The sequence below is a fragment of the Nocardia pneumoniae NBRC 100136 genome (assembly GCF_000308755.1).
GTDB classification, from domain to species: Bacteria; Actinomycetota; Actinomycetes; order Mycobacteriales; family Mycobacteriaceae; genus Nocardia; species Nocardia pneumoniae.
The window spans coordinates 223,202-248,502 of sequence record NZ_BAGF01000152.1; the positions used below are offsets into that span (position 1 = coordinate 223,202).

The following is a 25,301-nucleotide window of genomic DNA, read 5'->3' on the forward strand; positions in this document are numbered from 1 at the left end:
TGTGTCGGTATCCCGCGGGGCCTACCAAAAGGATCCGCGCGGATTGTGGCGTGGCCCAGGCGATGAGGTGGTTCCGGCGCATGACCGCGGGCTGTTGTCCCCAATTGCGGCCCTGCGTGCCCGAGCGGTGGCCGCGGCCGCGCGCGCCGATGCCGCGATCGTCGACCTGGGCGCCGAGATCCACGCCACTCTGGCGGCGATGGGCGCCGATGCGGAGGTGTTGGCGGCATGGCAGCCGGATAGCGGCTTCTCGGACGGGGCGCGCTTCGATGTGCTGCCCGCCCTTGAGCACGGACTCCTCCCCGGACGTGACGACGAGTTCACGCAGCGGTATCTCGACCTGATCCGGCAGTACAAGCTGGCGGTATTCGAGTCCGCCCACCAGGTGCGGCGATCGACTCGGTTGGCCGAACTCGCCGGTCGGATCGCGCACGAGGCGCCGGGCTCGGTTCCCGCGGAACTGGTTCGAGCCTTCGCGGCGGTGGATGCTTTGCGGGAGGCAGCAGCAGGGGATATCAGGGAGAAGGCCGCGAACCTGTCGGTGTGGATCGATCCAGCGGATTTGGCGCCGGATCGGATCATTTCCGTGCTGCCGGATATTCGCGCGCGCATGATGGCTCCATCAGAAGATCGGTTAGTCGCCCCGGCTGCGGGTGAACCGGGGATCGATGAGTTGGCGACCGCTGCGCTGATCTATCGGCTCACCGATTCCGAAGCCGAGGGGCTCGCCGCATTGCCGCTGGATCCGGAGGCTCGGCGCTGGCTCACCGGCGAGGATGCGCAGGCCATTCCGGAAGGGTATGCGGCGGCGGTAGCGGCACAGTATCGAGGCAGCGCCGAGCTGGCCGTGTCGATGAAGCATCTTCCCGGCCCTCCGCCGCTCGATGTCGACCCGGATCGGCTCGCGCTGTCGGTCGCCGCGGCGGCGACCTCGACTGTGCAGGTTCGAGACGCGGGTACCGAAGGCACGGCGGGCAAGGCCGTAGGGGATCTGCTGTGGCGGGTACCGGCCGTGGCCGTTGCCGCCTGGCAGACCGCTTACTGCGCGGGACAACTCACGGAACTTCCTGCCGTCGCGATGCAGGACGGCGTTCCGGCCGCCGACGGCGATCCAGCCATGGGGCCGGAGGTCGCGGCGCTCTATGCGCAACTTGTGTCGGAACACGGGCAACTGACTCGGGTCGCCGACCACATCGCGGAAGACCTTGTGGGGGAGCCGAATCCGGAACGTGAGCAGCGAATCGCGGCCATCGAATCGGAGCTCCGCTCGATCGAAGACCTCGTCTTTGGCCAGACGCGCATGTCCGAGATGGCGGCGCTGACCGAGACGGCGCTACGGCATCGCGATGCGGCGGCGGCGCAACAGGATTCGAAAGCCCGGGTGTACGCGGCACGCTTGACAGATCTGCTCGGGACTCGTCGGCGGACGCGCTCCACCGAGGTGTCCGACGCCGTGGCGGCGCTCACGGCGGCGGTTGCGGCACGGCTCGGCGTAGCGGAACCGGTCGGACAGCGAGGGGCGGTCGAGGACACCGACGACGCAGGCGACGAGGCCCGCGGCGATGAACACCGGGCAGCGGGCACGCAGCAAGCGCAGCTGCGCGAACTCGGACTGCGCGTCCGCTACCGAGCGGCACAAGTTCTCGAATCACGTTCGAGGGACGCAATTTCGGAGTCGGTGCCGACGGACAGTGATACCCCCGGAATGCGCCTGTTCCGGCAACGGCGCGAGCAGCGCGACGCGGTGATCTACCGTGTGTACGAACTGGCGGCATCACTGTCGTCGTGGCGGGATCCCGGGACGACCCCCGACGATGTCGACGCCGCCGTACGGAGTCTGCGGCTGCGGAACCTCGATCTGCGCGAGCAGGAGGTCGTCGACGAAATAGCGCGTCTCGGGGCCGAGTATCGCCGCCTGGATGACGAGCTGCGGGTACTCAGGGTATTGCTGAAGACTGACGAGGTCGAAGTCTTCACCTCTGCGGCCGACCTTCGGGCCAGGACGGTCGGGTTCGGCGCCGGTGCGACGGCAGTGGTGCGCGTGGTGACGGACGGTAGCGTCGGCGACGAACTCCGGATGGACATCGTCGACGGCACGGACGGGCCGGAGCCGCACGGCATCGATCTGGTGCATGAAGACGAAACTGCCGACTCCGTACTATATTTCGCGAAGATCGTCCCGGCGCCGCTGATCGCCGACCGCTCGGACGGCCCCGGCGTGATCGCCGAGTTGCGCGGCAAGTACGCCGCGGAAATCGCGCGGCGAGCTCGGGCTGCGATGGGCGATGGCCGTGCCGCCGAAGCTACTGTGGCCGAGGTGTTCCATCGTGCCGGGCGCGGAATCGACCGGCTCGGCCCCGGGATCAACCCGGACAAGTGGCTACTCGACGATGTCGCCGGGCCACTCATCGCAGCCAACGCGCGAGCCGCGCGGTTCGGCCGGTGGCTAGCGGAGAACTTCGACCTGTCCGAGGCAGGCCGAGAGATGCTGACCGCGCGGGAATGGGCGCGTGTCCTTCGTGGGCTCGGTCAGGACGACAAGGGAGAATTCGACCTGCTGTTCGACCTGTACCAGCGCATCGAGCAGCTGGCGGGGCCGGGCGAGGTCGAGGCACTCGAAGCGACCGTGGCCGAACTCGACGCGTCGGTCGGTGCGCTGCACGTCGCATCCGAATCCGGTGAGACACCGATAGACAGGTTCGTCGCGCTTCTGAAGTGGAACGATCCGGTCGAAAGTGACGGAATCCGCCAACCGTGGGTGGAATTGCGTTTCGCCGGTGAGGGATTCGGACAGTACGCCGACCGCGTCCTGGCCCGTGGACTCGGGGATCTGCGTGCCAACCAGCGCGCGGACCTGCGCGAGCGGCTGCTGCACGCGCTGACCCAGCTGGACACCGACGATGCGGCGCCGGACGTGATTGTGCGGATCGGCCAGTACGACGGAGTTACCCGGATCCACCTCTTTGTGCAGGGGCAGCAAGAGCGCTCGTGGGATTATCATGAAAATGACGACAGCGCCTTCCCTCGCGTCCCCGCAGCGAGTAGCGACACCGCGTCCCATTTCGACAGCTTTGAGGCTCTCCGACGCCGGGCGTTGCCTGACGGACTCGGCTCTCTCGGGAGCGGATTGATCGGACCTGGCCCCTACTCGCGCTATCCGGAGCCCGATGACTCGCGGTCGGAATCGGACGCGAACCGAATGGCGGGCGATGGGGATCCGGCCGGCAATTTCCCGGAGCCGGTATCTCTGGATCTGTCTGTTCTGAGTGTGACCACCATGAAGGCAGCGGTTTCGCAGTTGAGCGCCGTGCGGTTCGCCGATCCCGTCGAGCTGGAATCGGCGGTTCAGGCGTTCTGCGATGAGTTGGCCGACCAACACTCTGAGCTGCCGCCCATGCCGATATTGACGCACTGGTTCGAACAGCTCGGTGATCAGCTGACTCGGCTGGCCGGCGAGTCGTCGCCCGCCGCCGATCTGCTCCGGCAGGGGCTCGCGTCCTATCGCGGCTGGTGCGCCGAGCATGGCCTGTTCCGCGTGCATCCCGACGATACGAGCACCGTGACGTCGGTGCGCGAATATCTGGCCGGTCTCGACGGCGTCGCGGGTGAGGCGGACTGGATGCTGCCGCTGCTGGAGACTGCGATGGCGAAGGTCGGCGGTGGTGTGGTCACGCTTGCCAGCACGCGTCCGGGCTTGCTGGAGATCACACTACGTGACAGTGAGGGGCTGGCTTGGCTCTCCTGCACGATGGACACCGACGCCTCGTCGAATGGAGCGTTGGTTCACCGCGCTGTGTCCATGAGCGGTGGGACAGCGGGACGTGGGCGGGTTGCCGTGGCGAATCGAGGGCTTGATCTCCTGGCCGGGGGCGGGCTGAGTATCGACAACCGTGACCCCCGGGCGGCGCTCGATGCCAGCGTCGGCAACGGCACCGATCCCGATCACTGGGTGCGGATTACCGCCGAATACCGCTACGACAACGGCCGGACGCTGTGGATCCGTGGAACCGGCGGGGCTCGTTTCGAGTTCCAGCTCACCGATCCCCCCGATCCCGACGCAGACGAAACGGTGGCTTCGCTCGTACGTGTCCTGGCGCAGCACAGCGGCCCTGCGAGCTCGGAGTCCGTGGCGGAACTTCGCCAGGCGCTGACGCGTCTGCGGTCTCGTGACAAGGCGAACGTGTCCCACGCCGTCGCTGTCTTCCAGACGGTGCTGGACGACCACCGGGACGTCGCTCCCGACTTTGCGCACTGGATCGAGTTGGTCGGCGAGGAACTGTCCAGGCTCGCGGAAGGTGAAGCCGCACGATATCTTCGGTTGGCACTAGCCGAGTATCGTACGCCGGCCGACTCTGATCTCGTTACGGTCCGAGGGTTGGTTGGTCCAGGTCCATACCAGAACACGATCACTCGCACCGGCCCACGTGCGGTGCTGGTCGATGTGAGTGTCGACCACCTCGGTCGAGCGTTCCTGGCAGGCACGAAGACCTCCCTGGCGGAGGTCGCCTCGCACGCCAACCGCTGCGAGGTCGCCCTGTCGGTACGCATCGTCGCCGACCAGGCCGGAATGGATGCCGCCCGGGCCCGAGCCATGGTGGGTGCGTGCGTCCTGGCGATGGACGGAATTGCACCGATCGCCGAGTTCGTCGCCGACGATTGGGCGCTGCTCGGCGCCGCCGAAGAGCTCGCGCCGGGCACGCCGCGGGCCTTCGAGTTCACCGTGAACCAGGTGATCGACGGCGAGCAGGTGTGGCAGGCGATGCACCGGCCGAACGTGCGGGCGATCGCGCGCACCAGCGGGGCAGCGAATATCGCGCGCGCGTTGGATCTCGGTGTGGACGGCATCGTCTCCACAGACCTCGACGAAGCCGCACGGGCGGTGGACGAGCGTCGTGCGGCCCACATCGGACGGGGGCACGCTACGGCCCCGACCACGCCGCCCTGGCCTGCGCCTGAGGTGCAGACTCGACTGGACGCGACCACTGCCGCCGGGGTGGAGCGAGCGCTGCAATCCGGCGCGAACGCCATTGAGGCAAACTTGGTGTGGGTCGAAGGCGTGCCGATGGTGCGTGTGGACGGCGGATTCGGCGACCTGCCACGGCAGCACGGACACGCTCGCTTGTTCGGGCTGATGTCGTTGGATGAGCTGGCGCGCCGGGCCGCAGGCTGGCCCGTGGGGTTGGTACTGCGGCTCGATGACCAAATGGGGCTGTACGGACAGACCGAGCATGCCCGCAACGCCGTGCTGGGCGCGGAGGCGATTCTGTCCCGCTACGGGATTGCCCGCCGCTTCGAGTTCGGCCACCTGTCGATGGATGCGGCACGGTGGATTTCCCGCGATCCCGCGACGCCGTTGGGCTTGCAGTGGTTCGACGCCGACGACATTCCGCTGAGTTCCGTGCGGGGAGCCGGATTCACCACCATCACCGTGTTGCCTGACCGCGCCACCGCGCGTTTCGTACGTGAAGCCGGCGAGCTGGGGATCACCGTGATCGCCGACAAGGTCAACAGTCCGGATGTCGCGCGCGGGATGATCCGCTACGGCCTCTCGGGTGTCACGACGTCCGCGCCGAACCGGATGGCGGTGATTCTCACCGACCATGGCTCCCAACCGCCCTCGGTGAGCGGGTTGGCCGGGACGCGGTCGATGCCGCCGAAGTCGTATCCGGTATCGGTGACGGCAGTCGGTGACAGCGACGGCGTCGAAGGTTTACGCCGGGTGCTGCGCGAAGGCGTCGACAAGGTGCGATTGCGCGTTGGCTGGACCGCGGACCGCGAGTTCATTGCTCTGGCGGACCGGGAGGTCGTCGTCGTTCCCGAAACCGTCACCGCGACATCGAACGAAACTCTTTTCGACCTGGGCAACCAGGGCTGCTTCACGTTGACCGAGGCGCTCGCGGTGATCGGCGATTCTGGTTGGCGCGGAGAAGTCGTGCTGGACATGGTGACTGCCGGTCTGAGCGATGATCAGATCCGACGATTCGTCCGTGACCTCAGCGATCGAATGGCGGACGTTCCGCACCGTTGGTCGAGCGCAGACCTGAAGGTGCTGAAGCACGTACCGCACGTGCGATGGAACGGGACCTCCATCGACGTACTGAAGTGGACTTCCGAAGAACTGACGGTGCCTCGGGGAGGTCGGTTTCCTGGTCGAGGCGTGACCGGGTACAAAACGCTGTCGGTGGACAGCGCGGACGTCACCGCCAAGTTCTTGCTCGAATTCAAGGATCGACCGCTGGTCGTGCGTGCGGATCGCCCCGAGGACGCCGCACGCATGATGGCACTCGGGCTCGACGTTCAGACGTTGAACCCGGACTTGTTGCCGGACATGCCGATTCCCGTACCAGGGTCGCGTTCGGTAGCGCCGGTGGCGTCACTGGACCTGATGTACCCGGCTGGCGATACGGCGAAGTCCTTCGTGCGGGCGCTGGAATCGGGCGCCACTACCGTCATGATCAGTACCACTGCGGTGGAGGGTATTCCGGTCCTCGGTGAGAACCGCTTCAGCACCGGAACGGCCTTCATCGACACCGGGGCATTCCCGGTTGCGCACGCGGCACGCCTGGCGCGAGAGCAGGAAGTCACGCTTCTTGTGTGTCCCGACGAGCTCAACGACGACGCGCTGCGCATGACGTTGTCGGTGTTGGAGCGATCCGGAGTCGAGTACCACTTCACGGTCCGCGATGCCCGTACAGCGAAGCGAGTCCGCAAGTTCGTCCGGGACGTGCGATTGGCCACCTTCCTTATCAACACCGATCTGAAGACTGCCGAGGCCCGAAGCAAGGCGCGCGTCGGCATGGTGCTGGTCGAACAGAACGCAGCGTTGAGTAACGACACGAGTGTGGCGTTCGGCCAGGAGTCGGTGATCGGCGTGAATCCGTTCAACGCTGGTCAGACGCGTAATCTGGTCCGTCGCGGCGTCGCCGGACTCTGTTATCCGTTCTGGAGCCTGGACGCGAATGTTGTTCCCGACTCGCTTACGAAGTTGATCGCTGAACAGCCCGTTGTCGACAAGCTCGGCGGAATGCCGAACACCCGTCCCGCACTGGAACCGACGAATAGCCGTGGCAGTCATGAACTGCGCATGGAGCACACGCTGCCGGCGGACCCGGGGTTCTTCGGTGCGAAGAAGATGTGGACAGTGTGGCGCATCGGAGATCAGTTGCGGGCGGTCGGTTTCCCTCCTTCGGCCGTTGAGTCAGCATGGCGTGCCTTCCGGCCGCTCATCAATGGGGCGCTGGGCCACGGGAACAAGCGTGTCGGCGTGGTGACACGCTTGGTCTACGGTGACCGGGTGCCGGTGTGGCGGCTCGGGGTGTTCACCGAGGACTCAGGATTCCCGGAGTACCAGTGGCTTGGCTACCGCGTCGAGCGCGTCTACCACCAGGATTGGGCCGAGGTCGCCCACGCGGAAGTTCGGCTCGATGGCGGCTATTCCTACCCGCGTGGTGAGGTCCTCGAATCCGGCGAGGACCCGAACCCGGTTGTGCGGATGCTGGACGCGTCAGCAGCGGTGCTGTGGTCCGCGAAATCTCTTACTGCCTATGGAGCCGAGGACGCGCATACGGCTGTCCTGCGTGCCCTGGACATCGCGCAGAACCTGCTGCGTGATGTCCAGGCGCATCCGGGGTGGCTGTTGGTGCGAACCGCTCGCCGTGTGGAACAAGGTGATGAACCCACTCTGGCAATGAGGGTTGCGGTGAATGCACCGATCAGACGGTTCATCGAGCTGCTGAAGGCGTTGCGCGAGGCCGGTCTCGTCGACGCCGAGCTCGTTGCGGGCGTCGACCGGTTCCTGTCCGAATGCGAGCGTTACGTAAGCCAACTCGCAGATCCCTACGCCGCACCCGACCTCCGCAACGCGGTGTCGGAACTCCGTGAGTGGCAGAGGGGTCGCGATGCGGAGCAGGCGAATCCGCAAATCGACGCCGCACCCGCTGACGAGACAGCCAGCTCGGACGGCTTGGCCGCTGAACCGGCCGGGCCCACCGACAGCGACATCACACCGCAAGACGAGGTGGTGGGTCGGCCGGGAGCGGAGGGCAACGATCCCGATAACCAGCATGTGGAGTTTGTGCGCGCGGCCGGCACCATGCCCACGTCGAACCGTCTGCGCGACTATGCTGCTCAGGCTTTGCCGACTGGAACCGACCCGGCCGAGGTTCAGGCGGCGGCTCGGCGGGTGCTGCAAATGTTGGAGTGCTTTGATGCCCGTGTCGATCTGGGCGTTGTACTTTCGGTGATCGACACCGCCGATGGTCCGGCGTTGGTGATTCACGTCGATGAGTTGGGTGCGGTGCAGCGGCGGGCGCGGGTGTTGCGCGATGGTGCTGACGTGACCGGGGTCGATGGTGGTCTGCGTTATACGGTGCGGGTTTTGTTGTCGGATATGGGTTCTGTCGATGTCCCGCGTCGTCGGCGCGTGGGTGATCTGTCTGGGCGGGCTCCCTATCGGCGCAGTCATGATGGGAGTGGGCATCGTCCGGACGGTCCGGCGGGCGAACCTGATGGTCCGGCAAAGCTTTCGGTGACAGGTGCGCGTCCCTACGATTCCGCGGTGCAGCCGGGTGAAGTGGGCGACCCTGGTCGATTTCCAGCCGCCGAACCCGGCTCGACGATGGACGTGGATGAGCAGATCCGGCGTGTGCGGGTCTCCGACGTGGGTGATGCCGATGTCGACGGTCCGCTGGTTCGCGTGCTGTCCAGGTGGGGTCTGGACTCGCGTAAGATCGAAATGGCGCGGACGGTAGCCGAATACGCGCTGAACGCGCACGGCGGCCGGGTATTCGTCATAGTGCAGGAAGCTGCGACCGGTCCCGTCTTCCAAGTGAATACCAGGGACGCCGACAACAATATGGCGTTGCGGGTGGGCTTCGAGGGCAGGGAACTCTCGTTGAAGCTGAGGCTGCCCTGGGACAGCGCCTGGACCGGTGAGGACAGTCAGGACCTGATCGACCTGGCAGGCCAGTTGGCCAGCAGCCCGGTGCTGTTCGGCCTGAACGAGGCGGACCGCGGTGACCTGCAATTCAGATTGGACATGCAGCTCGAGAACGGCGACGGTGAGGTCCACGGCCAGACCGCTGAGCTGGTTCTGAACCGCACCGGCATTCAGGTGACGACGGCGCTGTGGCCGACGGAAACCGACGAACGGGCGTGGCGAACGTACGAGGCCGTCTCCGCGGAACCCGCTGCCGAGGACGATAGTGCGCAGGCCGAGAGAGCTGCCTGGGAGAACGAGGTTCGGCAGGCAGCGGAAGCGCTGGGCGAAGACCCGGAGCAGTTCTTTATCCATGATCTGCTGGCGGCCCCCGATGATGTGCTCTCGAGGCTGCGGGCAGCCCTCGACCCGGACACGACCCGGATGACCGCAGCCGAACAGGCGCGCGCGTTCGCCGAGGGCAATCCGGACCCGGTACAGCGGTTGCGGCGTGCGGTCCGCAGGTATCTGGAGTTGGCGCTCGTCCCCGATTCGACATCGGTCCCGCTCGGTGCCGCGGGATCGTCGGCCGCGATCACCGAGATCAGTAGCCGCGAACACAAGAAGCACAACGAGGATGCCTGGGCGTACGACGAGGTCGACCGGAACGGCACACTGTGGCAACTCGGTGTGGTGTGCGACGGCATCGGGGGGACGACCAGCGCACATGTCGCGGCACAGTTGGCAGCGCAGGTCGCACGAGCGAGCCTGGTGCGTGCGCTGGGCCGTGGGAGGGCGGCGCACCAGGCGATGAAAGAGGCCGTCGCCGATGCCGACAAGATCGTGCAGACCGTCAACGAGTTGCTGTACGGCCATGAACCGAATCCGCCGGGTACCACGATCGCGATCGCCGTCTCCGAACCCGGTGAGGTGACGGTCGGCTGGCTCGGGGACAGCCGTGTATACGGACTGGGCGCTGACGGCATTGTTGAAATGCTCACGCGCGATCACGGGGCGGGCAACGTTGTCCTGAAATCCATCGGCGACGGCATCCCGGCCAATGACGCGCAGTACATCGACTCCGTCGGTAATGACGACGGCAAATCCGTTCGCGAGGACGAGATCACCGAACTGCTGGTGGTCAGCGATGGCGTGACGAAGAAGCTGAGCGACCAAGAGATCGCACAGATCGTGCGGAACGCGGCGACCGCCCAGGATGCCGTGAACGCTCTTGTCCGTGCGGGGCGGGAAAAGGGGGAGACCGACGACATCACCGCCGTGCTGATCGACCGGCGGAGCGGGCAACGTTATGTCGGTCGAACATCGGACCGGGATGCGGACGGATCGCCCACTGCCGAAGCTGTCTCATCGGTGGATGACGGCACCGATGAGATGCCCTTCGTCGCGCCGGAGCCAGGCGGCGGTCCGTGGGGCATCCTCTTCGAGGAACCGGACGACGAGGGAGTCGGCTTCGAGGTAGCTGACGATCCGCTGGCAAGTTCGACAGACGTCGCCGGGGAGTCGACCGGCTCCGATGCGCTGGTCGATGCCGACCAATCCACCACCCAGGTGCGCCGCCTTGTGGCGGTCCTGCGGCATCGTGATGGTTCCTTCCGGGAGGACCATCTCGGCGCAATCGACAAGCGTGACGATGTCAAGAGGTTCGTCGATCATTTGCGCACCCAGCTGGATGGCTGGAAATTCAAGGGCGCCGATATTCGTCGTCACTATGACGAGGACCTCGCGGAGCTGGTGTCCAAGACGCTGTCTCGGGCGATGAAAACCCCCGAGGGGCGTCCGGACCTCGCTGATTTCGACGTCGCGGTGCAGCTCGATGGCTGGGGTTTGCGGGTCGAGGTGGTCAATACGCGCAATGGCGCGGTGCACGTTGTGGAGGTGTCGGGCGAATCGGGTGTCTCCCGGTTGCGGTACGAAGCGCGGGCCGGTGCGGACGGGTGGATGAAGATTGTCGACGATCACCTGAAGACCTGGTTGACGGGTACGCCGATGGCCGCGGGAGCTCATGCCGCGTGGCGGCAGCGCACCGCCCGATCCTTCGATGCAGCGGATGGTCCGGTGACCATGATCGTCGATCTCGAGGACGTCGAGCCGACGGTGCTGCGCAGCAGCTTGCGCCAGCAGGAGCGCGAGTTTCCGTTCGAGTACCGGGAGTCGGTGTTCCCGCCCGCGCGAGGTGAGGACAACCCGGGGCTGGTGGAGTCGGCCTACGAAGCGGGAGCATTCGAGGCGAGCGTGGCCCCCGGCGACGGGGTCGCCGCCAAGGCGGTGAGCACAGACCTCGCCGGGTTGCTCGGCGACCGTTTGGACGAAACGACCCGGCGGGCGGTAGTGGGTGCGGTCGCCGGAACCTTGCGTGCCGGTGGTCGCCTGAGGTTCCGCCGTCACAGTGACATGGCGGGTTGGGATATGTCGCTCGTGGACGGCACCTCGGCGGAGCCGATGCTCGAGCTGACTGCCTATAACGCCCGGCTCGAAATGACATTCTCCAAGGAGCCGTTCGCTGATACGCCCAAATTGACCGCAGCGACAAAGGCGATGCTGCGTGATCAGTGGCGGGAGTTGCTCGCAGGCTGGCAGGACTCGGATCAGTCGGTGGACGCGAACCGGTGGCTGGAAGCGTGGCTGGATTTCGGTTTGTCGTCGATTCAAGTATCGGGCCAGTGGCCGGACCGCACCATGGGGCTGACTCGAACATTCTTCGTCGGCAAGCGCAAAGACAATGAATACCGTGAATTCGGTGAATCCTTTGGGGGGCACAGTCTCCCGGTCGTCGAGCGTGACACCACAACGACATCGCGCGAGGTCGGGTCGCTGGTGGAAAGCCGGATGGCCGGGTGGGTTGATCGCCGACAGGTAGCGGTCGCTGTGTCGTTGGCGGCCCGCGTGGCCGAGCTGGTGGATTCGCGTGGTGTGGACTGCTCGGTAGCGGTGGAGAGTTCCGCGGAGCCAACCCGTTTGCGGGTGGAGATGTCGGCGGTGGGGCTGTCCGGCAGTGATGTGGCTGAGCTGACGGCTGCGATGGAGACTGCCGGGCTCGTCGGTGGAGTCGCAGAAGACGTTGTCTGGTTCGAGGCTTACGACGACATCACCGGCAACTTCTTGGCGACCTATGAGAACCGGTACGGGACGAACGGAGAATTCAAGGGAATTCGCGCGAGGGTACGCCACGACGGAGTTCTCGACTACATGATTGTGGCAGAAGAGGGTACAACACCCACTGGCCGGGAGATGTTCGAGGAGATGGCGGCCGCATTACGACCGTGGGTGCGCGCTCTCCTCGTTTTCTGGCGCCCAGACCTTCCCGACAATCTGGCCAGTTTCAACGCGGGGATGCAAAACGACCACTCGCGGGAGGACGCGGCGAGAAGTACCTTCACCGGAAGATTTGCAGAATCCCAGTTCGGGTTCACCGAGGTGGGATTCAGGAAGCTGGTGGGTTCGTTCGGCGAATACGAGGACGTCGAATTGCTGTTCTCGCAGCCGGACACGGAATGGTCCGATGACGGGGCGTGGCGCACTAGCGCCAACGTCCAGAACGGCGTCGGCGTCGATGAGGCCGCGGCAAAGATACGCACGCTGCCCGGGCCCGATTCACAGGTTGTCGAGGTGGCAGCCGAACTGACCCGGCATGGGCTGACCGGGGTCACTGGCGATGTGGCGGCGACCCACGACCCATCGGGGAAGACAAACCTCAGGGTGTCGCATGCGGAGTACCACCAAACATTCTTGGATGCGACCGCTTACGGCTCGCGCCACTGGAAGCTGAACCACTCCGTCCCGGTGACCGACCCGGAGCTGGTTGCGGTCGTCGGCGAACAACTCGACGCCGTGACCGGCCATTTGCCACCTGAGCTGCGTGCCGCGCTGCGCGGCCGGGTACAGAGCATGCCCGCCGTATTCGGCCGGCTGCGAGAATCGCCGCCGCGGGGCATGGCCAACAAGATCCAGGTCGGTTCCGCAGTCGACGACGACTCCGTGGGATGGCAGTGGTCCGCCGGCTACGACTTCGAGTGGTCCTACAACTATCACCGGGACAGCGGTGACGGCGTCGCCTCGCGAGTTGGTCTGCGGCTCGGGCGCACTGACTCGGTGACATCGGAACAGTTGGCAGATTGGCTCGGTCAACTGGTGGCCGACGGCACCGCCAACGCCGGAGTCGTCATGGCGGCGACCATGTTGACGGAGCTTCTCCGCGACCAATCGGTGCGGCGGCAAGGGTCTGCCGAGATCGTCCCCGGCGAACACGGCCCCGTGCTTCGCGTCGAACTCGACTGGCGCGGTGGCACACTCGCCGACGCCGACTTTGCCCACGCATCAGGGTTCGCCGACCGCAGCGGATCGGAACCCGTGGACAAATATGGAACTGGCACCCACCTGTGGTTCGAATTCGATCTCGCCGCCGAGCCCACCTCGGACTCGCTCGAAGGTCCCGCCGGTCCGTCGCCCGAGCTTGTCGCTGGGGTGCGCGCATTGGCCGAGGCAGGTGCGGAGTTCGTCACTCCGACGGCGGGATTCGTCTCCGACGGTGCGGAGCGGGGGCTGGCGGTGCTGGTTCCGGCGGGTTCCGGCGAGAAGACCCGGCGCGCTGCGGTATTCGCGGCACTGTCCTCGCCGGGCGCGGCCGCGGGCATCGGCAAGCGTCAGATGCCGGTGTGCGTGCGGGAAGTCGACGCCGACGGCGTGGTCACCGCGGTGGAATCGCGTACCGCGCAGATCTTCGGTGGGATGGCAGTACTGCTCGACCCCGACGGGCGATGGCGTGACGACAAGGGCGTGGTGCGGACCAACCGCCCGATCTCCGACGGTCCGATGCGACGGCGGAAGCCGTGGGAGCATCCGAGGAAAGAACCGTCGGAGATGGGGTCCACCCATTCCCACCGCGGCGGCGATTCGCCGATCGATGCCGGAACGGACGACGATTCCGTGCCGCTACCAACGCCGGAGTCTGCCCAGGATACCGAGGTCGAAATCGGAGGGGAGGAGCCCACCGGTGCGCATGCTGAGGCCAGCGATTCAGAGCGCTCCGCGGAAGTGCCGGTAGCGGACGACACCCGGCCGACCGAATCCGACCCGCCCGATCTCGCGGACCGCTACGCGAAGGCGGAGCGACTGCTCGGCGCATTGTCCACGCAGATCACCGAGCTCGTCGCCAAACTGCCGTACCCAGTCGACCCCGCTGACCTCGACCCCCACAGGTTGCCCCGTCTCGTCCGGAATCTGCGGATCGGGCAAGCGGCCTCGGGCGATGCTGGGCGGCAGGTCGCGATTGTCGGTGCGCTCGAGGAACTGGCGCTGCGGCAGATCCTGGTGAGCCAGGTGCTTGCCGGCATTCGTGCCGAGCTGCGCGCGGCACGCGAGGCCATCTCGTCGGCTGCCGGAGCGGCCGTTGAGGTATCGGCGCCCGCCACATCGGTCGAGAACGGTGCCCCGCCACCGCGTACCGGCGATGCCTCGGATCAGGACCTGCCCGAATTCGTTCGCGAGCACGACAATGACCGGTATCGGCGGTGGCTGGCGGTGTTGCCGGCGGAGCAGCGCGACGCCGTCGAATCCCGTCTGTCCGACGCGGGTTCGACCGGCACGACAGAGGCGGCCGGAGCCGGCTCCGAAGGCAAGGAACGGTACCGCCGCGGCTACCGCAAGCTGGCGAACTTCCTGCGGTGGGAGTCCCAGCTCGCGGCCGCGACGCCACGGGTTGTGCACCAGCGCCGGCAGACCCTGTCGCCGGTGGAAGCACAGGTCCTCGTGATGATGACCGGCCCAGGCGAGTCGGTGACGAGCACGGCGGCAGCGACCGGCCTCACCGAGTCCGAGGTCGCCACGGTGCTGCACCGGGCCATGGGCGATCTGGCGACTTGGGTCGCCGAGCACTCCGCCGTGGCCACGGACAACGGGCTCGGTCTCGAACTGGAGCTCGCGCTGAGCGAAGCGAGGGCGGCGCGCGCGGGGTTCCTCGCCCAGCTGACCGGCCACGGTCGCGACGCGGCGGACTTCCCGCCCGGTGCGCCCCTGGTCGATCTGCGTCGGATGCGCAAAGAGTACAGCGATCAACTCGCCGGACTCCCGGCCGGCGAAAACGACGCGATCGCGCGGCTGCACCTGCTGATCACGGCCCACGACAACTGGATCGAAGGCGCCGAGGGGTACTACCGCACGGAGGCCAGGATCGCCGCGCTCTCCGCATTGGCCGACGTGCACCGCGAAATCGAACAGGCTCGCGCCCGTGCCGCCGCCCTCACGACGGAACTCGGCCTCGGGAATGCGGCCGCGGTACCCGGGCCGGACGACATCCGTGCGCTGGTCCAGCTACGGGAGGCGGTCTCGACCGAGATCACGGCGACGTTCACCGACATGCCAGCTGTGCTGTCTGCCGCGGCATTGCGGCCGCTGGTGGATCGGCACACCCTTCTCGGTGATCTGATCGCCGCCTCCGAATCGTGGGCGGACACGGTCCGGCGCTCTGGCTGGGCGATCGAGCAGGCGACGCGGCTGGGCGCGGTATCCGGTGACGAAGCGGCATTCGATCGCGCGATCGGCGACGCGCTCGTAGCGGCATTCGACGTGCCTCCGGAGCCGGAAGCCACTCACGGATCTGCTCCACATGTGAATGATGGTGTAGCCGAGTCAGATTCGGGAGCATATGACGCACGTCGTCACTTCGGGATACGTGCGATGGTTGACGCCAACGCCGAGTTCATTACCGAGCAAGCAGGATTCGTCGCTTCGGGTGTGGCGCGCAAACTGGCGGTGCTCGTCGATCCGGCCGATGATTCGTCCGCTCGGAGCGCGGCGGTGTCAGCGGCCATGGCACGGCTCGGCGCGAGTCCGGCGGCCTTGGACACGATGCCGATCGAGTTCTGGCAGGTCGACGACAACGGCACGATCACCATCTCCGATCCGATTGCCGCGGAGCTCCCCGGATCCGAGATCGGTAGACGTTTGCTCCTCGACATGTGGGCGCATCCGTATTCGAATCGGGTAGGACTGCTCGGCGAAGGCCGTGACGCGCGTGTGATCGTGCTGGAATCCGAAGTATCCGAGGTTGATTCGGCGTCGACATCCGACGCGAAACGGGTCCAGGTCGTGGTGGCTGCGCTCACCGACCGGGCGATGGCTGCGGTGGAAGCGAGATTGTTGGCCAGGATCGGCGCTGGGATCGGTGTTCCTGCGCGTGCCGGTTGGACCTGGGGGGTACCGGTCGACTTCTATCGGGTCGGTGCGCTGCAGAGCACCCTGGTGGAGAACGCGGAGATACTGGTCGACGATCGCACCGTGCTGATCCGACTCGGCGACGTCTGGTACCGCAATGACGGCAGCCGAGCCGATGCGGAGGAAATATCCGCCGCCCGGAACTCACTGACGCGAAAGGCCGCTGGGCCTCGGGTCGACGGCCTGTTCACCAACATGGGAAGTCTGGGTGACGGAGGCACCAGTGGTCGCCGGGACGCGGAAACGACCGCTCTGACCGACGATGGTCGCCTGCGTCTGCTGGAGGCTGTTCAGGAGGACCACGGCCTCGATCGGTCCGAGGTACATCGCCTCCTGGAACAGACCGACACCGAACTGATCAATGCCGGACTGGCGCAGCTCGCCGAACCTCAGCGCACCGCGCTGCTCCTGCGCTTCGGCCCGCGTCCGCACAGCGTCTCGGCGGTCGCCGTCCAGGTCGGATTCGGTTTGGACACAGCGGGATACCTGGCCTTCGAGCAGGCCGCGATCGAGGCGCTTGCGGCCGACCTCGGAAGTGCCGACCACGGTTCCCCGCGCAGCGCGCACCGCGATGGCGAGCACAACACGTCCGATACTCGGGAAAGCGACTCGGACGCAATCGGTGGGAAGACCGGCGGCAACCTGGAGGCAGTCTCGTTCGCGGCGTGGCCGGAGGGCCTGCGGCCGTGGTTGCAGGAGCTGGACGGTCGGGCCGATGCCGAGCGGGTGATGGCCGACCTGACCACAGTGTGGGAATTCCTGTGCGGCCCGGCACGCAATCCCGTCGGCGATATCGCCGGTGAATCGGGTGGCCGGCGCAACGCGGGCGGTGGGCCCGATTCTGCTGATCGGGTCGGTGCCGACCCCGAGACCGAACCCGGCACCGAGCCGGATTCTCTCCCCGAGCCCAAGGTCATTGTCCTGACCGGCAGCGACGATCTCGGCTCAGCGGCGGTACTCGCCAATTGGATCCGTGACATCGGATCGTCGAATGCCTACGTGGTGCTGTCGGGATTCAAGGGTGAAACCGCTCGATTCCGTCTGGTTCTCGAACAGATGGGGGTCGATCCCGACCGGATCTTCGACGAACCCGAGGCGCGCAACTCGGTCCAGAACATCACGAAATCCCTTGCGAAGCTCGAGTCGATCCTCGGTGAGGGGGCGGTGGAGGAAGTCCACTACCTGAGCAATCCGCATCACGCACCGCGGGTGCTGTGGGAGGCGCGGCGCCTGTACCCGGGGATTCGCGCCACGGGGGTGTCGGCGGAGGTCTCGCTCGACGCCTATCTGCTCGACGGAATGCGGACCGATCCCTATCGGCGGACGCCACCGGAGGACATCGCGGCGGTGATCCTGCTCGAGGCGAAAGGATTGCTGGAACTGCCGAGGCGCCGGAAGTCCCCCGGGATTCGGTTCCCGGGCGATGTTCTCGAGGCCTTCAGCCGCCTATCCGCGGTATTCCCTGCGGTGTACGCGCTCGATGTGCGAACGAGTCTCACCAAGAAGTTCGGTGCGGGGCCGGTGGTCGAGGCGGCCCTGGCGGAGGTGATGGCGCTCGCGAAGGGGCGGTCGTCCGAGTTCTACGCGGCGTCGGGCGATGCGGGGCTGCACCAGTTGCGTTACAGGCAGTTCCGCCCGTGGCTGGAGAAGGAGGCAATACCGCTGGTGGTGGACCGGCACCGGCGGTTCGCGGATCGAGCGGGCGTCGGTGTTCGCGAGTTGAACGCGATTCTCGGCGATGGGTTCGGCGTCGATGTCGAGGTTCGTCGGCGTGTGGCGGACGCGTTGCAGCAGGAGCGCGGGAATCCTGAACCATCTTTCGGCCCTGTGGGTTTGGTTCCGCCGCCGAGAATGGGGCCTGCTCGACCGGCCGCGTGGCGATCGAACGTGTGGACGCGGGCGGAGTTCGCGGCCGCACGAACCGCGGACGGGACGCCGGCCGAACTCTCGACGCTCACCACGACCTTGCGCAAATTCGGTTTCGGCACGGCCGCGATAGAGGAAGCCGTGCGGGTGTATTCCGCCGCGGTCGAGGAGGCGGTTCGGCACACCGGAACGTCAGCGAGCGTGGCGATGGTGGTGAAACACGAAAACGGGCGTGCCGTATTGCGACTCGGGGTGTTCAGCTCATGGCCGGTAACTGCCGACCTCACCGACATGTCGAGGCAGGGGGCGCAGGGAGAGTTCATATCGAAGGTCAGTGCCGAAACCCTCGCACACGACGAATGGCGGACGGTCACCTATGTCGAGATGAGCGCGCCCACCGATGCCCGGATAGCCGGGATGGGTCGGCCGGAGGAGCCGGGCGTGCGCCCAGATGACGGTGTGGCCATCGTGGAGGGCGCAGAAACGTCGCCGTTGGACGGACTGTCCACCCAGACCGAGGAAGCTTTGGCTCTGGCCAAGGCGGCTCGTCGTCACGTCGGGTTGCTGCTCGCCGAAGTGGTCGAGGGATTCGGTCCCCTTCGCCGTCAGTTCCTCACCGAACGGATCGAGGCGGACTGGGCGCGCGGCGGGCCCAAGGGCGGGATCAAGGCAAATGAGGTGGGCAGTACTCCGACCGGCATGTTGCTCGAGTTGGCCTCGCGTGTGGTCACGAGGCGAACCGCTCGTGGCGAGCATCTCGACGAGCTGGCCGATGTTCTCGATCGTGATGCCGGCACCTTCGAGGCGGTCGCACGGACCATCCCCACGGAGAATGTAGACCTCGTCCGCCGGTATCTCGAGCACAGGCGAGCCGGGACACGTACCGAGGAGATATTCGCCGCGATCGCAGCTGAAGTCGAAATCGACGGCAAGACACTGACGGCCGAAGCGCTGAAACAGCGCATCTATGGCGCGGCCACCGCGATGGCCCACGCATTGCCGCCAGGTGCGGCCGCACTGGGAGATATCGCCCTGGCGATCCAGGCACACGACCCGGGGTTGGTCGAGGACTGGCTCCACGACCTCGAGCGCTTCGGACTGCGGTCCATGGCGGAGCGCCTTGTCCTGCGGGGCGAATTGCCGACGACGGTGGCACGTGACCCGAAGGTGCGTGCGAATGCGCCGACTTTGAACGCAGTGCGCTTCCGGTTGTTGCGAACCCTGATCGAACGTGTGCCCGAAGGGTCGGAGATTTCGCACCGGGCCAATGGGGTACGGGCATCGGTCGAGAACGGCCGGCTGGTCGTTGTTTCGCACGGCGAGGGCGATCTCGCTCAGCGGTTGGCCCGTCTGCTGGACGAGGACTCGGAACTCGCGCTCGCGGCGTGGCGTGGACAGGTGACGCACCGCCACATCGATGCCGACGGATCTGAGCGCGAAGGGACGCTGCTGCGCGTTTCGGTGGGCTACTCGTCCGGTCATGAGCCCGCATTGGTGCAGGTGGACGGTGAATGGTTCGACAGCACGGGTTCGGTCGCCGCTATCGAGGTGTCGGAGCTGCTCCGTCGGCGCGGTCGGGAACGAGAAGGTGTGTCGGCGCGGATAGAAGCCGCGGATGCCGCCTGGGCACTGTTGCCCGACGGGGTAGACGGTGTGCGCCGACAGTCGCAGTACGACGACCTGGACGACCGGTACGACGAAGTCGCCGCCATCCGAGACTGGTACGCCTCGCTGGATGACGAACTCGGACCGGAGCTGGCCCGAGCAGCGCGGATCGGGCTGACGTGGGCGTACCGGGACCTCATCCGCGGTCTGGACGGAATACCCGATCAGGCGCGCGATGAGGCGAACCGTATTGTCCTGCGTCGCATGGGTCACGAGACACCCGCGGGAGCGCTGGTGTCCTCTATCGACGAATGGGCAGAATCCTCAGGCGTTCCGGTATACGTACGGTACGTCGATGCCACACCGACCGACGCTGGACTCCCGAGGGTGCTCGAGGTGCAGCTCGGAAATCTGAGTGTCGGCGGTTCGAATGCGCCGGCGCGGGTAGCGATGCACATCGCGGCGTCGGCGGCTGTCGATGAGCTGCGCGCGACGCTCGACTACGCGCGTCAGCATTACAGCGAATTGGCAGGAACACAGGACCGCGTGGACGCAGAGGAGCCTGCCGGTATCGGCAACGCCAGGGTCACCTTCGGCGCACCGGTGGTCGTGGTGCGCCTGAGCACCGATCTGTCGGGGCTGGTCACGGACTTGGCGGGCATGCAGGCCGCCTTCGAAGCCGACGCCGAGTCCGCCGGTCTCCCGCTGCCCGAATTCGAGAACCTCGTCGTGCACGATCACGCCGCAGCGCAGGCACTGAATGACGCCGACGCACTGGCCGAGGTCACCGAGCGCATCACCCTCGTCGGAACCGCGGAGCTCGCAGCCCGGTTCACCGAGTCGATGCCGGAAGTGGCGGTGTTCACCGCGACGTCCGAGCGGGATACCGCCGATATCACCAGCGGCCTCGAGGATTCCGGCAGCAGGCGAGAACGCGGACTGATCAGGCAAATGCAGCACGCGTGCTTCGAGCGGGTCTCGCTCGAACACGGGATCGATCCTGAATCGGCCGCGGCCCTCACTGCCGATGTCGCGACGCGATGGGACTACGCGTCGGAGCGGATCCGCCGGTCGGTGCGGCACCGATACCGCAACCACACGGACCGCCTTGTCGCTGCGGCGTGGGGCGTGCCATTCGATGTGCGCGGCGCGGAGCACGCGGAGTGGCTCGAGTCGCGGTCGGACCCGGCGGCGGAAGCGGTGCGCACTGCGTTGGCGGGTGTGGCCGATGCTGACGTGCTGTCGCTGAACCTGGAGCACGGCTGGCTGACGGCCGCACTCGGCGACCAAGAGCCGGAGTTGATCGTCGTCTATCACGGCGAAGGCTCGCTGATCGACGATGTGGACGAATTCCTTTCCGCCGCAGCCGAAATCAAGGCGCGCGCGGCCGCCTCTGGCCGTCGCGTGCAGGTGATCGCGGCATTCGGACACGGGCGCATCCGCGCGGACGGCAGTGCCCTGCGCACGACGGTCGCCGCCGTGACCGCGTACGCCCGGCACTGCGCGGGAGACAGTTCGATGCCGGAGATCCGCGTTGTCGGCGAAGACGCCGCCGGCCTGACTCTCACCGCGGCAGGCGAGCCCGGTAACGACCTGCTCGGCGATCCTCTCCAGGGTTCGTGGTCGTCCGCCGAAATTTCCAGGCCGAGCGAGGAGCCGGAGTTTGCGGCGGGGCGAGCGGTCGAGGCCGAGGCGGCCGCAGCAGGGCCGGATTACGCGCCCGCAAGTCAGATCGGAGACGGCGCCGATGCCGACGACGGGTCCAGGCGGGGCACGGGCTACTTGGAAAAGGACACATCGGGCGTACCGAGCTTCCGGCTCGAAGCCGGCGAGTGGATCGTGTCGTCGTCGGAGCGCCCGGATCTGGCTCAGCTGGTGGCCGCCGAACTGGATCGCAACCCGGACTTCCGGTCGGCGGTGTGGCGGCGCGAAGGTGCGTTCTCGGTACGGTTCGTCGGTCCCGACGGCGAGCTGGGGCCGAAGAAGCGGATGCAGGCGATCGTGGCGATGTCCTCGCGCGAGACGCCCGTGGCGGTGCGGGGGGCGGACCGGAAGTGGTACAGCGGTAGCGGCGTGCTGTCCGACGATGCCGTGGCCGAACTGGCCGCGTTGACCGGAACCGGTGGCATAACGCTCGGGGACATTCCGATGCTCGGCGGGTCGGCCGCGATGTCGGACATACCGGTCGACAGTGGTGACGAGCCGTCTTCCGGCGACGACACGACAGGTGCCGAACCGACAGCGGACGAAGGTTCGATCGGCATCCAGGTGCCATCGGCCGAACCCGGAGACCCCCATCTGAACGACCTGGCCGGGACGTGGTCGGGCCTCGCTGCCGAATCTCGGATCGGCGAGGGGGGATCGGAGCGGCGCCGTGGTCACGAGATCTATTGCAGGGCAGGGGCGGACACGTGGGAAGCGGCGATGGAGTCGGAGGCTTCCGTCGTCGAGGTCTCGGTCACCATGGACAAGGCCGGTCAGGTCTGCGTCGACGAAGGACTACCGTTGTTGTCGGAACTGGCAGCAATGGCAGAACGGGCCGGGAAGGTCATCTCGCTTCGTGTCGATCCCGAACCGCACTGGCGCGGCGACATTCTGCTGCGCCTGCGGGGTGTGCTCGGCGCGGCGGTTCTGGACATCCACGGCACGGGGGTTGCCTACGAAGTGGGCAGTTCGTACTGGCCGCTGTTGGAGACCGTTTCCGAAGTCGCTCGGGATGCTCGCGCGAAGGTGGCCCATTTCGGCGGCGGTCCGGAGGCCATGCAGTGGATCGGTGGTGCCGAACGGGTGAATCTGCCGAAGACCGCGCGGGCGCACGGTGCGACCGACATCCGGTTCGATGAGCGGTCGCTCACCGGAGAGCTCCTGCTGCAGGCCAGGCAGATTCGCGAGCTGCGCGTGATCGGGACCGCGGACAGCGCCGCGGAAACCCACGTCTTGTCGGCGCTCGGCCTGGACGGGATCGTCCTCTCGCGACCGGAATTTGTTGCTACCGCGAAGAACTTGTCGACGGCCAGCGATGAAGCAGACGTGTCGAGCGCGTCGGCGAGGCGTGGGGAGACAGCCGAGGATACTCGTGAGGAGCTGTCTCCGAAGGCCGTGGCAGCTGGGCGGCTGGCGAGATTCGAGGTGCAATTCGACCTGGCAATGGCGACGCCGAGCACGGTTGCCGCCGCGGTGAACTCCGGTGCCAATGTCATCGGTATCGATGTCTGGATGATCGAAGGCGTGCCGATGGTTTCCCATCTGGACTGCCGCGACACCGCGCAGCTTCCGACACGCCGCGCCATCGCGGACGGGACCGTCGAAGAGGCCCGCCGGGCCGGAATGATGTCCCTCGATGAATTCGGACGGCAGGTCTCCGGTCGGGGCAAAGCGGTCGTAATGCGCTGTAATGGCAAGGATTGGAAAGGTTATCCAAGCGGGCAATTCGCTCGGGAATTCGCGGTGCGCAGCGCGGCAGTCCTGGCGAAACACGATATCCGCTATCGCTGGGAGAGCAAGACGCCGGAAACTCTGCGTTCCTTGGCAATTCCTGGACTGGCGGTCGGCCGTGCCATTCGCCCGCGCGCGGATATAATCCCGACTGACGTTGCTGCCTCGGCGCGCGCTTGCGGTGCGACGATGGTGATCGCCGACAACGAGGCCGCGGCTCGCAGAATGGTCGAGTGGTTCGGGCGGCGGCGGCACGGCGCGCGGCTACCGGTGGTGTGCCGCGCGGTGAACGGTGCCGTGGCAGCCCGTGAACTGGCGGAGTTGGGTGTCGTCGGCGTGGTTACGGACCACCCCGGGCGAATGCGTGGTGTTCTCGCTGAGTACGGCGTGGAATCGAATTTGGATCGTGAACCGGGCCCCTCGATGGCGCCGGGCAGTACGAATCCGGGCATCGCGGTCCACGCCGTCGCGGATCATGGCGGTATCAAGGGGCTGCGACGAATGCTTCGATCCGATGTGGCCTCGGTGCAACTGTGCCTCGCGTGGACCGCGGATCACGAAGTCGTCGTCGTGCCTGCGGGAACCGCTGCGAAAGACCTTGCCGAAATTGCCAAGAGAGCATTCGGCTACCTGTATGCGGAAGGATTGTTCTCGCTTCATCAAGCTCTCATGCTCGCCACCGAGACCGGGTGGAGTGGCAAGTTCTCGGTGGTCTTTCTCACGGACGGTCTGTCGGAGGAGGACAGCGACGCCTTCGTTCGTTCGGCAATGGCGTCCGGTTCGGGCGTAACGAATGTTTCACGTGTGTGCAGCAGTGATCCGCGCGTACTGGAAAAGGTGCGGGAACTCCTCCCGTCCACGACGGACGCGGCCGAGACGATGGACTTCGTCGGTGTCGTCGAGCGGGGCAAGACGCCGTCCGACGAGCTGCTGGAATGCTCGTCGTCCCTGTCGATCGACTTCCGTGACCTGACGGCGGATCTCCTGCTGGCCACTCGGGAGATGCCGGTGATCGCCCGCGGCGCGGACAGCGCGCAGGACATGGCCGTCGCGATCGGACGAGGCGCCGACGGTGTGGAAACCCGTCGCCCCGACCTGGTTCCGGCGCCGATGCTGCCCTTCGAGATCGATCCCGTCGAACGGCTGATTGCGCGGTCGGAAGTCACCGGCGGCATTGTCACGGTCGACTACATCTGCGAGAACGGTGATCGCGCTGATTTTCTGCGGGGACTGCGATCGGGGGCCTCGACGGTCTGGGTCCCCGTGATCGTGGTCGATGGCGTTCCGGTCCTCGGTACGAAAGCACCCGTTGCGAATGCGGCGCTCGAGGATCTGAACGCGATCACCCTCGCCGAAGCAATGCGCCTTGCCCGGCGAGCACGAGTTGTGCTCTCGGTGAAGAAGAAAGTAATCGGTACGGGCAAACGCTCCGCTGAAGCCGAGACGTGGTCCATGCTCGCCGTCTTGGAACGTTCTCAAGGACAATACGAGATTCGATCCAGCGACGAACGTGTAGTGGCCATCGTCGATGAGTTCGCCGAGAAACACGGCGATATTCTGGTCGTCCTCGATAACGTCACCCCGAAGCGAGCCAGCCGAATGATGCCGGCGCGCCGCTCCCGTGAGATCCGGGATCGGATGGCACCCCGGGAGAGGGCGATGGTGTTGGAAGGCGAGGACGCGAACAGATACTCGGACACGCTGCCGATGTCGACAAAGGCCGGTCTCCGTACCGTGCTGTACGAACCGCTGAGCTCGATTCAGATCAGGGAGCTCATGTCCGGAGGCGTCACCCGCATCGCCTACCGGGCTTGGGCGCGCGGCACCGTCCGCCGCCACCTGGCCGCCGTTTCGGGCGAGGACTGGCTCGACACACGGTTCTCCGTCGCGGGTGGTACATCGGAAGAGTTCGAACAGGTCATTGCGTGGGTGGTCCAGCGGATGGTGGCCCATGGCCTGCCTGCCGCAAGCGATCAGGTCCGAGTCATGGCGGCGGCACTGCGCAACGGACTTCCATCGGTCCCAGGACCCAGCGGTCGGTGCACGTTCGAGTACGTGCATTCGGATGCCGCCCCCACGGTCGAGATCCATAACACCCAGCCAACGGACCTCCTCCGGTCGGACAGCGAAGTCGACGGTTCGGGCCTGGAATCCGTGTGGCACGTTGACTTCGTGCGCGAGATGGCGACGCTGACCGTGAAGCTCCCTCACGGAGCCGGTAGAGCGAGGTTCAAGAAGGAACGGCTCG

General features: G+C 66.4%; 1 protein-coding gene (cut by both window edges). It reads left to right on the plus strand.

The whole window is internal to an alpha/beta hydrolase gene (locus tag ON34_RS32865; protein WP_157172575.1) on the plus strand: the coding sequence, 83,760 nt in all, runs 21,632 nt past the left edge and 36,827 nt past the right edge, and what appears here is coding positions 21,633-46,933 (codon 7,211, partial, through codon 15,645, partial); the first codon wholly inside the window starts at window position 2. Both the start codon and the stop codon lie outside the window.